This is a genomic window from Myxococcus sp. RHSTA-1-4 (assembly GCF_020037125.1).
Taxonomy (GTDB): domain Bacteria; phylum Myxococcota; class Myxococcia; order Myxococcales; family Myxococcaceae; genus Myxococcus.
On record NZ_JAIQDG010000019.1, the window covers coordinates 196,427 to 208,854 of the forward strand.

Consider the following 12,428-nt stretch of genomic DNA (forward strand, 5'->3'; position numbering starts at 1 on the left):
CGTCTCACTCAGATGTGCAGTCCCACCTGGAGTCCGGGCCAGTGCTGCAGGCGCTGGTCCTCCTTCGGCCGGCTCTCACGCACCGACATGCGCGTGACGGAGTCGAAGTCCGGCTGTCCCCAGACGAACCACATGTTGTAGGTGGGCCCGGCGAACACGGCCAGGCGCGGCAGCACCTGGAAGCCGAGCATCAGCCGCGCCTGCCCCAGCACGTTGCCGCCGTCACCCTCCAGCGGCTTCTGCACCGGCTGGACGGCGCCACCCGTCACGTCCATGTCCAGCCACAGGCGGTGGGCCAGCGTCAGGTGGCCGCCCAGCCCCGCGGCGAAGCTGAAGCGCGCGTCCCGGCCCGGCGCGAAGCCCGACAGCAGCGTCATGTAGAAGGGCCCGCCGCCAATCTTCACGCCCAGGTTGGCGACCTGGATGTCGCTCGCCCAGAGCTCCAGGTGCACCTTGCCCTTGCGCAGCCCGCTGGAGGGGGCCACCGGAGCCGTCTCACCCGCCTCCGCCGCGAGGAGCGACGCCCCCGGGAACTGCCCGGCGGCCGCCGCCCCCGCCCATAGCCACGATGCGAGGAGCGCAAAGGATTTCATCACCTCCGCTTTTCCAGCGTGAAGGACACCTGCGTCAAGCCCTCGGGCAGAGATAGGGCAGCCGAGCGAGCGTCGGGGCTCCCCGCCAGGGCCCGCGCCGCGTCCAGCACGGGCTCCACGGCGAAGGGCGCCTCCGAGGTGACGAAGAAGAAGCGCTCGAACCGCGGCGCGTCGTCCAGCTCATACGCGCGGGGCAGCATGTGCGTGCCCGAGGGCGCCAGCGCCGCCGCCCGCGAGCCTCCTTCCGGCGCATGAAGGGTGACGGCGCCGCGCCCGTCCACGGAGAGGATGACACCGTGGGTGCGACCCGCGGCCACATACGCGAGCTGCACCACGTCACCCGCGGCGGCGTGAGCCCCTTCGGTGAGGCGCTCGGGGCCCGCCGCGGCCTGGCGGTGGACGACGAGCTGGGGCTCCAGCCCCTTGATGCGCGTCACCTCGACGGGCCCCACGGCCACCGCGCCGCCGGAGCCCACGTCCTCCACGTCCGCCGGGCGCGCCAGCACGAAGAGGGCCACGGTGGCGAGCGCCGGCACCAGGGCCCATGCCAATGCCGGGCGCCTCGAAGAAGGGGAGGGCTCCTCCCTCCGGGACGCGCGGGCCTCCACCTCGCGGACCACCCGCGCGGGCGGCAGGCGCTCCAGCGTGGCGCGCGAGTCGGCTTCCAGGGCGGCCAGCCGGGCCGGGCCGTCAGGCTCCCGCGCCAGTCGGGCGCGCGCGGCGGCCAGCTCCTCGGGGGGAAGCTCGCCGAGGGCGATTCGCTCCAGCAGCCAGTCGGGCGTGCGGTGAGGGGACGTCATGCGGCCTCCAGCTCCAGCTCTTGCAGCGCGGCGGACAGGGCCCGCAGGCGCTTGCGCACCCCGGACACGGACAGGCCCACCTCGCGGGCGGTCTCCTCCAGCGTCATGCCGTCCACCAGGTGCAGCACGGCGATGTCGCGGCTGGAGGCGGGCACCCGGCCGAACAGCCGGTCCAGCAGCCCCCGCGCGGCGGTGCGCGACTCGGTGTCCTCCGCGGCGGCAATCTGCAGCACCAACTCGTCCTCCCGGTCCTCCGGCCGCCGCTTCGCCCCGCGCAGCTTGTTGAGGCACACGGTGGTGGCGATGCGGTGCAGCAGGCTGGACGGCGCGGTGTCCTTCAGCGCGCCCTGGTAGCGCAGCAACTGCACGAACACGTCGTGCATGGCGTCCACGGCCCGCTCCTCGTCGCGCAGGAGGAAGCGGCAGCGCCGGAGCACCTGGGGGCCATAGCGGCGGTAGTAGGCCTCCACATCGATTGACACCGGAGTCGCGCCTCCCTCGTTTCGCGAAGGGAACACCGGTGCCGCGGAAAACTGTCACCGCGCCCTTCACCGCCGCGTCCGTACCCCGTTTTCCCCTCCCGGGCCACCCGGCCCTCCAATCCGGCCACCGGCCCACCAGGACATCCACTGGCCGGGTGGCCTCCGTCCAGGAGGCCGGACGGTGTCGCGGCCATGGACCACCCCACCCGGCAGGACGGCGTCACCTGCCACCCCAGGCGGAGCGCCGTGCATGGAGCCCACGCCCCTCCCCAGGGAGCACGGGCATGCGCTCTGCAATCGAGCTCCGCCAGACAGGCGGCACACAGCCAACCACATCAACCATTGATGAAAATATCACTCAGCATGTTCTTCAGGAATCCACACCGAGAGCAACTGTTGATATGAAGTCAACCGCCGATGCAAGCAAACCACTCCCCCAGAATGTGGCCCGGAAGCTCATCTCGACCATCCTCACCAACGGGCGGGTGGGCTACTCGCGGCACGCCCGCGAGGAGATGGAAAAGGACGACCTGACGGAGGTCGACGTGACAAACGTGCTGCGGGGAGGCCGCATCTTCGAGCCGGCGGAGATGGGGCAGGCGAGCTGGACCTACCGGGTACACACCCCGCGGCAATGCGTGGTCGTCACATTCCGGAACGACACGGAGCTGGTAGTGGTCACGGCTTGGAGGAAGTAGCGATGAAGTGCATGCAGTGCGGTGGGAACATGACATCCCGGCAAGAGACACGGCGGGCCTACGCGGGACTGGAGGGAGTCATCGTGGAGGGCGTCCAGGTTCGCCACTGCCCGGACTGCGGCGAGGAGGAGATCAGCTACTCGAACGTCGAGCAACTCCACGCACAGCTGGCGCTGCAACTCGCGCGCAAGGAGGCTGCACTTACGCCCAAGGAGATCCGCTTTCTTCGCACCTACCTTGGCCTGTCGGGCTCCGACCTGGCCCGGCGCATGGGGGTGACGAAGGAGACGGTGTCCCGGTGGGAGCGGTCCGACAAACCCCTCACCATGGGCCCCATGGCGGAGCGACTGCTGCGCTTGATGGCCGTGCGCGAGCAGCCCGTGACGGAGTACCCACTGGAGCGGCTTGAGCACGTCGCCACGGTCGAAGCCACTCCACTACGCATTCGCCTCAAGCCGAAGAGGCAGGGCTGGACGGTGGAACTGTCCGCGTAGCGCACGGTGCCCCCGGGCAGTCCGTGGAACCCGTCTCGCTCCGCGTGCGCACCCTCTCCGGTGCGCCCGGGGTGCGCCTGGAAAAGATACAGCCAGTCAGACACTCGGGCCCCCACCCACAAGGTCGCCCAGTGTCGGGTTGTCGATGAAATGCCTCTGCTCCGCTGTCACTGAGAGGCGCCTCCCACATACCGTCTCCTCACCCTCCCGGCGGCACCCTGCCGCCCCTTCCGAGCCCGTGCTGCCCCAGACCGAACCGTCACTGACCACGCTGCGCGAGAGGTACCTCGACGCCCAGCTCGCCGGGAACCGGAAGGAAGCGCCGCGCCTGCTGGTGGACGAGGGGCTGTTGCGCGGCGTTCCGCTCCAGGTGCTGCCCCTGGAAATCATCCGCAGGGACGCGCGCGAGCTGGTCGCTTCCGCGTGCCGGGCCCTTGGAGTCTGAACACGATGGAGCAGGCGCTGAGCAGACGCGTGGAGGCACGGGCGGACCGGCTCGCCACCGCATCCGTGGAGCCGCTGTACCGGGACCCCTTCTGGGAGGCCCGCTACGGCCTGGAGCGCTCCCGCCGCTTCGGTGACGAGGACGCGCGCTTCCACGTGCGCTACCTCGTCCAGGCCCTGGACGAGCACCGTCCCTCCGTCATGGAGGGCTACGCGCGCTGGCTCCGCACACTGCTGGTGTCGCGCGGCATGTGCACGCGCCACCTGGACAGCCACTTCGCCGGACTGGCCTCCGCGCTGGAAGCGGAAGGCTGGGGCCCCGGCACCCCGCCCCATGACTACGTGCGCGCCGCGCGGGAAGCGCTGCGTTACCCGGAGGGGCCCGCCCACATCCTGGAACAGGACGCCCCCGCCCTCGCCCACGCCGCCGCGGGACGCCTGACGCTCTACATCCTTCCCGAGGACCGGCCGCGTCTCGAGGAAGAATTACAGCTGCAACTCTCCTACCTCACGGACGCGCTCGCCTCCGGGCGGACCGAGCTGATGGGCGACCATGTCCGCTGGTACGTGGGCTTCTGGCCCCGGCGTGGTTTTGGGTTGCTGGCATTTCCCAGCGTGCTCGGCATGTTGAAGTCGGTGCTGGGCACCCGGCACCCGGAAGCCCGGAACCTGCTCGCGACCGCGGGCGTGTCCTGGGAGGAGACCCGTTCATGAGGCCTCCCGCCTCCCCCGGCGTACGCCTCCGCGACTCCCACGGCCCCCTGACCTGGGTGGACGCGCGCGAGCCCTCCTCGCCGCGAAGCCGGGCCAGACGCTGCGCGGCCTGGCGGCCCGGGGCGCCGAGGAGAAGACGGTGAAGTCGCTCTTGCGCCTGCGCCAGGCCGAGCAGGGGGCCCGCCCGCGCGCCGAGGAGCTGGCGCTGGTGGACATCGGCCTGCCGGGGCTGGACGGGTACCGGGTGGCGGAGGAGCTGCGCTCGCGGGTGGGCGACAACATCCGCCTGGTGGCGATGACGGGCTACGGCGGCCCGGAGGGGCATGACCGCGCGCTTCAGGCGGGCTTCGACCTGCACCTCGTCAAGCCGGTGAAGCCGGACGAGTTGGATCGGCTCCTGGCGACGCTGTGAGGGTGTGAGGCGGGGGGCCGCGCTTCAGCGCCGGCCCAGGGCGTTGGCGACGAGCCCCAGCAGCTTCACCTTCGAAGGCTCCAGCTGGCGGACGGTGCGCAGCAGGCGCCGCACCTCGGGCCTTTCCTGGGGCGAGGGCGGCGGTTCAGCGGAGCGCGAGGGGCCGGCGCCGTGCGAGGACAGGCCCAGCAGCTCGTCCGCGGAGACATGCAGCTCGTGACACAGCTTCAGCAGCGTCTGCACGCTGGGAAGCATGCCGCCGCGCTCCAGACGTCCATACACCTCGGTGGCCACATCGATGCGCTCGGCCACGTCGGCCTGCGTGAGCTCCAGACGGGTACGGGCGGCGCGCGCCGCTGCTCCGATGGTGGTTGCGAGTTTCTTGTCCATGCCTTACCGACCCGAAACGTTTGGCCGCTGGCATAGGACGTATGGAGGCAGACAGACAGAACTTGCCGGGTCAGCCTCAAGTTGTTCACCCGTAGGGTTGCTGTCCACGAGAGAAACTCCGGGGGTTCTGACCACCGCGCGAGGCCCTTGTTTCCCTCGACGGAACACCTCTCTAGCACGTGTTTCAGGCGGCCCGGGAGCGCCGGGTGAGGCCCTGATGGGCGGGCGACCTATAACGTTGGACGGCAACTTTCCTACGGTGCCGATAAGTCCTGCGAACGGTTCCTCCCTTCAGGGTTGGCTCACGTCCACGGCATGCCGTCCCGCTGGTGGCGTTCGTGACCCGGGGATGGGCTCCGTTGCGCCGCGGCAACGGGCACCGGGGGGCTCCCGGGACATTTCGGGGCTCGCGCCCCATCCCTGAGATGGCTCGCCACCCAGGCCTTACTGGGGCCGCGTCACCCGCCACCGCGCCTTCCTGCGACGGGACGGCCCCTCCCGGTGGCGTCGGCGCTCCGGATCCTCCCGGGAGCGGCGGGGCAGCCCCCTGCCCCCCGGGCGTGCTCCCGGTGCGATACGGCGGCACCCCGGGTAGGGCCAGCCAGGGGGGCGGGCCCCTCCCCCTGCGCCTTGCGGGCGCGGGAGGGCTACGCTGCCAGCCGATGTCGTTTGGACGGCACAGCCTGCTGGCGAAGCTCTGTGTGGCGATGGGCGTGGTGGCGCTGCCGCTGCTGCTCGTCATCCTCGGCTACGTGCTGCCGCAGCTTCGCGAGCAACTCCGCGAGGACCGGGTGCGGGGCCTGCGGCAGGCGGTGGAGACGGCCTACGGCATCCTGGAGGCGCACGAAGCCCAGGAGCGGGCCGGGACGCTGACACGGCAGGAGGCACAGGCCCGGGCGGCGGCGATGCTGGAGCGGCTGCGCTACTCGGGTGTGGAGTACTTCTGGATAAACGACCTGGACACCCGGCTCATCATGCACCCGCACCTGCCGGCCATGCTGGGCAGGGACCTGAAGGGCTACCGGGACGTGCGGGGCCGGCCGGTGTTCATGGACATCGTCGCGCTGGCCCGCGCGAAGGGCGAGGGCTCGCTGTCCTACGAGGCGACGCGGCCGGGCTCGCCGGACCCCATCCCCAAGGAGAGCTACGTGAAGCTCTTCCCGCCGTGGGGCTGGGTGCTGGGCACGGGCGTGTACGTGGAGGACCTCGACCGGGAGGTGGCGGCGGTGCGCCAGCGCATCCTCCTGGCGGTGGGCGGCGCGCTGGTGCTCGCGCTGCTGGCGGGGGCGTACGTGTCGCGGCGGGTGGTGCGGCCGGTGCGGGCGCTGTCGGAGGCGGCGCGCCGGGTGGCCCGGGGCGACCTGGACGCGCGGGTGGAGGTGGCGTCCGAGGACGAGGTGGGCCGGCTGACGGAGGCCTTCAACGCCATGGTGGCGGGGCTGCGGGAGGTGGTGGGAGCGCTGGTGGAGGCCGCGGGCGCCACGGCGGCGGATGCCGAGCGCATCCGTGTCTCCGCGGACGCGCTGTCCCTCACCACGCGGGAGCAGTCGGACTCGCTCCAGCGCGCGGCCGAGGCGGTGCAGGGAATGAGCGCGAGTGTGTCGCAGGGCGCGGAGGCGGCGCGCACGGCGGCCCGGACGGCGGCGGCCAACGGCGAGGTGGCGCGCGAGGGCGGCACGGCGGTGGGGCTCGCGTCGCGGAAGATGGTGGAAATCGTGGAGGTGGTGGAGCGCTCGGCGGAGACGGTGGCGCGGCTGCAGGCGTCCGGGCGGGTGACGGCGGAGATGCTGCGGCTCATCCAGCAGGTGGCGGACGAGACTCAGATGCTGGCGGTGAACACGGCGATTGAGGCGGCGCGCGCGGGCCAGTACGGCAAGGGCTTCGCGGTGGTGGCGGGCGAGGTGCGCAAGCTGGCGACGCGGACGCGCGACGCGGTGGGGCAGGTGCAGGGGCTGCTGGGGCAGAACGAGTCGGACACCTCGGCGGCGGCGGACCTGATGCGGCAGGGGACGGCGAAGGTGCGCGAGGGCCAGGACCTGTCCTCCGCGGCGGGCGACGCGCTGGCGCGCCTGGTGGCCGGAGTGCGGGAGATTGGCGCGCGGGTGGAGCGGATGGCGGAGGAGAACACGCGCCAGTCCGCCTCGGGAGAGGGCATCGCCTCGCGCATCCAGGCACTCTCGGTGCGCTCCACGGAGTCGGTGGCCGGCGTGGAGCAGATTGCCCGCTCGGTGGAGGACCTGCGCGCGCGGGCCTCTCGGCTGAAGGAGCTGGCCGCGCGCTTCACGGCGCCGGCGGCTGGGGGCAAGGGCGAGGGGTGACGAGACGTCTCGCGCCCCATCGGAGCAGGCGAGCCCGGTGGTCCGTCACTCCGGGATGACGGGCTTCATGAGCCCCGCGCGGTCCAGCAGTTCCTGCACGCGGCGGCCCAGCGCGACGTGCTCGGGGTTGCTCGCGGTGAGCCGCTCTGGCGTGAGGACAATCAGCGTCCCACGGTCCTCCACGGGCTCGATGCGCACGGGGGCGATGAGCGGGGGAACCACGCCCCGGCGCCGCGACAGGTACGTCACCCAGCCTACGAATGTGCCAGCCCGGCCGTCTGCAATGGCCTTACGGAAGTCCCATGATGTCGCCATGGCCCAATCGGGTTCCCAGGCCAGCGCCATGGCGCGTACGGCCTGGGCCAGCACGAAGGCGGTGAGCCCCCGGTCCGCGTTCGGTCCGCGGTGAGGAAGGTCCAGCACGCAGCGGTTGGGGGTGGCACCGGCATAGTCGCCACAGGTGATGCTCAGGTTGGCGCCTTCCCCTGTAGTGCCACCGTTGCCAAACCAGAAGGTGAGGCCCAGGTCTTCAAAGACGGGTCCGCCCTTCTCGCGGTTGACGCCGCGACGGAACAACTCCGTCAAGGTGGGCACGTCGGGCGGCATCAGTGGGTGGTTGCGGGCATCCTTGAGCCTGCGGGTGGGCTTGTACCACTGCGCCAGGAAGGGGTCGGCCGGAGCCAGCAGGTTGAGGAAGTCCGCCGTGTGCCGTGCGCAGTCCTCGGCGGACTCCTTGCGCGGTCCCCAATAGGCGCCCGCGTAGTAGCTCTCAGGGTATTTCTTGTCGGTCACGCGGTACGGTCCTCACATCCACGACATCGTGGACATCCGCCAGGACGTCTCTGCCCGCTTCCCCCTGCCGTGTGTCCAGGGCGCGGAAGGCCCCGCCCCGGCCCGCATAGAAACGGCACAGCTCAAGGAGGAGGAGACTACCGCGCATGGTCCGCCCCAGTCCGAAGGAGGCAAAGGCCACGGGGCGTAGCGCGCCGTTTCCCTCCGGGAAGAGCTGCCTCCCGCAACGAACCAGCGAGGAGCCGAAAACGGACGGCGGGGCCGCGGGCCCAAGTAGCGCATCCACGACGGGCCCGGCCTCGTCGCCATCCCAGAGCGGCACGTCCGCCGCTGCCAGAACTGGTAGCAGCGGCACCAGCAACACTCCCCCATGTCGCGCCCAACACATTCGCGTCTCCTTGGCGGGCCCTGCGCCGGAAGGGGCAGCGAACGAAGTCTCTCCGTACGCTCCGACATCCGGTGCCGGGTCAGTGTGGGGCATCACAGGCGCGGCACCTACTGCGGGGAGTGTCACAGCCGGACGGGCAGGCGGCTACGCAGCGTCTTGCCCACCATGCTCAGCCAGGCCGTCGACTCCGAGGCGCTGATGATTTGACCGTACTGGCCCTCGTTCCAGCGCACCGCGACCCTTCCCTCGTCACACTCGTACGCCTGGAAGAACGGGCCGGAGAGCGGGTGGCGGACAAGGCCCAACTCCTCGAGGACGGACTCGAAGGGCTGCTTCTCCTCGGGCCTGCCCACGAAACGAAGCCCGCGGTGCCCCGAGCGATGCGGCAGCGACTCGATGCGCACGTCCAGGAAGGTGTTGTTGAAGAGCAGCTCGGCGAGGCTGGTGGCCTCAGGAAGCGTGTGCTCGGGCCCGATTTCGTAATTCAGCCTGTATACGGCGCGGACCACCGCCGTCCCATCCATAGAGCGGCTCTCCAAGTCCAATGCGTAGCTGTACTCTGATTCCGTGAGGTCCTCACCGATGAGGAGATAGCGTTTGGGGAGGACATAATTCTCCCAAGGGTACCGGAGGGTACGGAGCATGGTGTCCACCCGGAAGTCGATGTGCTCCCACTTGAGCCCCTCGGTGCGATGCCCCATCCGCTGGAGGAAGGCCACATAGTCCTCGGGCAGGGGGCGCCGCCATTCAGCGGCCAGCTCGGCGATGTCCTCGGCGGAGGCGCCTTTCAGCGGGGCCCGGTGTGCCGGCCAGTTCTCCTCCATGAAGTCCATGACGCGCTCAATCTTGCTCTTCACCCTCACACCTGCCCTTCTTCGTGGGTGGGTTCGTTCCGGGCCCGCTCCCGCGCCTCGCACAGCAGCACCGGCACCAGCTTCCTGCACGTCTCGCACGGCGGGTAGTCCTGCCCGTGTTCCTTCATCTCCGTGGCGGGGCCAAACCACTGCTCCACCATCTCCAGCGGCTCATACCCCCGGTCCATCGCGTACAACAGCAGCCTCGGCGCCGCGCAGTTGCCCGGCGGGTTGGAGGTCTTGCTCTCGCCCTTCAAGTCCCTCATGCGGAAGCCGTGCCTGGGTCTTTCGGCGAGCCGCTGCTCCTGAATCTTCATCGCCTTGTTGAGCCTCGCTCCGTCAACGCCCGACCCCACCTCGAAGTGGGGGTCGAGGGCAAGGCCACGTGCCGGGTCGAACATGCCCGACATGGCCCGGAGGTGCACGGTCCGCCCATCCCGCGTCCGGCACGTGAGCACCCCCAGCATGAAGCCGTTGTTCTTTCTCGCTGCCACCGCCTGTTTGAAGGAGGCCTGGTGCCCGCGGACGAGCAGCCGCATCTCCTTGCGCACCTCCTCGGTGGACTTCAGGCCCGGTGGGTGCTCGGAGAAGGGCTTCCCGCAGGCGTCGCACGTCGGCTCCTCTCCATCCCTCCCCTTCGGCACCAGCAGCGGGTCGCCGTACACCAGTCCCAGCGTGTTGCCGGTGTTGGCGTTGGCCAGGAAGGTGTCCAGGAAGCGCACCACGCCCTGGCCTTCCACCAGCACGTCCAGGCTCGCGGTGAGGAACACCACCCGCCCCTGAATCTTCGACGAGACGAGTCCCCCACCCGCCGTCCCCGGCTCGTCCCCGGTGCTGGTGCTCAAGTAGCTGCCCTTGAGCGCCACCGGGTGGCCGTCAATCTCCACGGAGGTGCTGCCCTCGGCCAAATCGCTGTCTTTGGCCACATTCCCGTAGGGCACCGGCACCGGGCCGCCGGGCGAGGGCGTCTTGCACACGTCCGGCGCCGCCGCCGTCTGCGTATTCCCGTCCCCCGCGTGCAGCACGGAGCGGCCATTCGCATACGTCGTCGTCATGACGCCACCTCCAGGACACAGGCCCCCAACGCCGCCACCGCCACCTCTCTCGTGCCCGTGCTCTCTCCCGCCCCTCCTCCACCTCTCGCACCACGCGGCCCTCGGACTCCGCCAGCTCCCGGAGCACCGGCACCGCTCACTCCCACCACGGCCTCTCGCGCCGGCCTTCCACCCGGCGCCCAGGCGTGCCCGCTCACGTACACGCCCGTGCCGGGCCACGTGAACTCCCGCTGTCCCTCCATCCGCGGGCTCGAATGCTCCGGCCCGCCCCAGTACGTGCCGGCCGGAGGCGGCGGACGCCGCACCTCTCTGACTCGCAGCGGCTGCGTGCTGGGGCGCCCGGCGGGCGGACGCGCGAAGCGCCCCGCCACGCACACCACCAGCACCTCGCGCCCTTCCTTGTCCCATGACAGGAAGCCGCCCGTAGCGAAGCGACTCCTGTTCTCCATGTGCCCTGGCATCCGCCCCCCTGACAGGAAAGCCATTCCCTGTTTCAATGACAGACGCAGAGTCCAGCTCCCGGCAGGTAGGATTTCACTCAGGTTTCGAGCAGCGCAAGTGGGGGCCGCCGCACTGCTCACGCGTCACGCCGCACCTTGTCCGGTGCTCAACGCCTTCCGGCATCACGGCGAGCGGGACTCCACGTCCCGCTGGTACACCACCACCGGCACGTCGTGCTCAACGCCTTCCGGCATCACGGCGAGCGGGACACAGCTCATCCGCGAGACTTGTCATCTTGTTGTCGGAGTGCTCAACGCCTTCCGGCATCACGGCGAGCGGGACTGAGCCCGTCGTTGGTGACATGGACGAGAATGGTGTGTGCTCAACGCCTTCCGGCATCACGGCGAGCGGGACCAGCACCCGGACGTTCTGCCCCTCGAAAACGTACGGGTGCTCAACGCCTTCCGGCATCACGGCGAGCGGGACTTGCATCGTCGCGCCGAAACTCTTCCACCACAGGCTGGTGCTCAACGCCTTCCGGCATCACGGCGAGCGGGACTTCGCGGCCTGAAGGTTGGTGGGCCGATCCTCTCATTGTGCTCAACGCCTTCCGGCATCACGGCGAGCGGGACAGCGGCGGTACCGGCTCGGGGAGCGCCGCCAGGTCCGCGTGCTCAACGCCTTCCGGCATCACGGCGAGCGGGACTGAGCACCTTCGAGGGCCAGAAGCAGGCGCTCGGGGCGTGCTCAACGCCTTCCGGCATCACGGCGAGCGGGACCAGACACCCCACCCGCTTCCTTGCCCAGAACAGGTGCTCAACGCCTTCCGGCATCACGGCGAGCGGGACTGGTGTGCTTTGGGCGCATTTCTCAGGCGGCTATGAGTGCTCAACGCCTTCCGGCATCACGGCGAGCGGGACTTCGAGAGAGGCTGACGTGCTCGCGCGTAATAGCGTGCGGGTGCTCAACGCCTTCCGGCATCACGGCGAGCGGGACCTGTTGCGGCGACGGAGGCCCCTCCCTCCGCCATTGTGCTCAACGCCTTCCGGCATCACGGCGAGCGGGACTCATCCAGCGTGGGGTTGCCGTCTGGCCCCGGCGGGTGCTCAACGCCTTCCGGCATCACGGCGAGCGGGACCCCTCGTGGCGGCACACCGGGACTCGTGACGCCGGTGCTCAACGCCTTCCGGCATCACGGCGAGCGGGACCGGGTCTCGCACCTTGAGGCCCGGCTTTGGCTTCACGAAGTGCTCAACGCCTTCCGGCATCACGGCGAGCGGGACTCCGCCGTCTTCTTCTTCGCCTTGCCGTTCAAGACGTGCTCAACGCCTTCCGGCATCACGGCGAGCGGGACGTGGAGGAGGTGCCGACGTGATTCACAACATGCAGTCCGTGTGCTCAACGCCTTCCGGCATCACGGCGAGCGGGACACCACTAGGTGACTTGCACTAAGGCGCGGCTTTGTGGTGCTCAACGCCACCCCTTTCAAGGTGATGGAGGAGGCTCCCTGGCGGGCGGGGCGGCAGGAGAGGTAGCGATAGCTTCGGGGAGCG

At 70.2% G+C, this 12,428-nt stretch carries 14 protein-coding genes and 1 CRISPR repeat array; of the genes, 6 read left to right on the plus strand and 8 right to left on the minus strand.

The genetic code is table 11. The annotated features are described in order from the left end of the window. Nucleotides 1–8: 8 nt before the first annotated feature. Genes K8638_RS25565 through K8638_RS25575 form a run of 3 tightly spaced genes read right to left on the minus strand, consistent with a single transcriptional unit; the run spans nt 9 to nt 1,875 of the window. Nucleotides 9–593 (minus strand): peptidase, encoded by a 585-nt coding sequence (locus K8638_RS25565; protein ID WP_223757231.1) that lies wholly within the window; start codon nt 591–593, stop codon nt 9–11. After that, entirely contained in the window at nt 593–1,393 is an 801-nt protein-coding gene (locus tag K8638_RS25570) for an ActD-like protein (protein ID WP_223757232.1), read from the minus strand. Before K8638_RS25570 ends, K8638_RS25565 begins: the two co-directional genes overlap by 1 nt. After that, nucleotides 1,390–1,875, minus strand: coding sequence for a sigma-70 family RNA polymerase sigma factor (locus K8638_RS25575; protein ID WP_223757233.1), 486 nt, complete (start codon nt 1,873–1,875; stop codon nt 1,390–1,392). Before K8638_RS25575 ends, K8638_RS25570 begins: the two co-directional genes overlap by 4 nt. Nucleotides 1,876–2,159: 284 nt before the next feature. Here K8638_RS25575 and K8638_RS25580 point away from each other — a divergent pair, with 284 nt between their 5' ends. The 5 genes from K8638_RS25580 (at nt 2,160) to K8638_RS25600 (ending at nt 4,637) form a co-directional block, all read left to right on the plus strand. Next, nucleotides 2,160–2,573 (plus strand): DUF4258 domain-containing protein, encoded by a 414-nt coding sequence (locus tag K8638_RS25580; RefSeq protein WP_223757234.1) that lies wholly within the window; start codon nt 2,160–2,162, stop codon nt 2,571–2,573. Nucleotides 2,574–2,584: 11 nt separating this feature from the next. Continuing rightward, complete coding sequence (locus K8638_RS25585) at nt 2,585–3,067, plus strand: type II TA system antitoxin MqsA family protein (RefSeq protein ID WP_223757248.1); 483 nt, start codon at nt 2,585–2,587, stop codon at nt 3,065–3,067. Nucleotides 3,068–3,305: 238 nt separating this feature from the next. Beyond that, nucleotides 3,306–3,512 (plus strand): hypothetical protein, encoded by a 207-nt coding sequence (locus K8638_RS25590; protein WP_223757235.1) that lies wholly within the window; start codon nt 3,306–3,308, stop codon nt 3,510–3,512. Between the two features lie 5 nt (nt 3,513–3,517). After that, a complete protein-coding gene (locus tag K8638_RS25595; RefSeq protein WP_223757236.1) occupies nt 3,518–4,225 on the plus strand; it encodes a hypothetical protein in 708 nt (235 codons plus the stop codon). Nucleotides 4,226–4,364: 139 nt separating this feature from the next. Then, nucleotides 4,365–4,637 (plus strand): response regulator, encoded by a 273-nt coding sequence (locus K8638_RS25600; RefSeq protein WP_223757237.1) that lies wholly within the window; start codon nt 4,365–4,367, stop codon nt 4,635–4,637. 24 nt (nt 4,638–4,661) lie between these two features. Here K8638_RS25600 and K8638_RS25605 read toward each other — a convergent pair whose 3' ends face one another. Then, nucleotides 4,662–5,027, minus strand: coding sequence for a helix-turn-helix transcriptional regulator (locus K8638_RS25605; RefSeq protein ID WP_223757238.1), 366 nt, complete (start codon nt 5,025–5,027; stop codon nt 4,662–4,664). 662 nt (nt 5,028–5,689) lie between these two features. Here K8638_RS25605 and K8638_RS25610 point away from each other — a divergent pair. Further along, entirely contained in the window at nt 5,690–7,345 is a 1,656-nt protein-coding gene (locus K8638_RS25610) for a methyl-accepting chemotaxis protein (protein ID WP_223757239.1), read from the plus strand. 45 nt (nt 7,346–7,390) lie between these two features. On the opposite strand, the gene K8638_RS45300 is transcribed toward K8638_RS25610, so the two are convergent. From K8638_RS45300 to K8638_RS25630, 4 genes are all read right to left on the minus strand, one after another. Further along, complete coding sequence (locus tag K8638_RS45300; protein ID WP_223757240.1) at nt 7,391–8,137, minus strand: immunity 52 family protein; 747 nt, start codon at nt 8,135–8,137, stop codon at nt 7,391–7,393. A 510-nt stretch (nt 8,138–8,647) separates the two neighbouring features. Next, on the minus strand, nt 8,648–9,382 hold the full coding sequence (locus tag K8638_RS25620; protein WP_223757241.1) for an SMI1/KNR4 family protein: 735 nt from the start codon (nt 9,380–9,382) through the stop codon (nt 8,648–8,650). Between the two features lie 2 nt (nt 9,383–9,384). Further along, complete coding sequence (locus tag K8638_RS25625; protein ID WP_223757242.1) at nt 9,385–10,434, minus strand: DUF4150 domain-containing protein; 1,050 nt, start codon at nt 10,432–10,434, stop codon at nt 9,385–9,387. After that, entirely contained in the window at nt 10,431–10,883 is a 453-nt protein-coding gene (locus K8638_RS25630; protein WP_223757243.1) for a DUF2169 domain-containing protein, read from the minus strand. The genes K8638_RS25625 and K8638_RS25630 overlap by 4 nt, the downstream gene beginning before the upstream one ends. Nucleotides 10,884–11,037: 154 nt before the next feature. Beyond that, nucleotides 11,038–12,377: a CRISPR direct-repeat array (repeat unit 36 nt; unit sequence GTGCTCAACGCCTTCCGGCATCACGGCGAGCGGGAC). Nucleotides 12,378–12,428 lie beyond the last annotated feature (51 nt).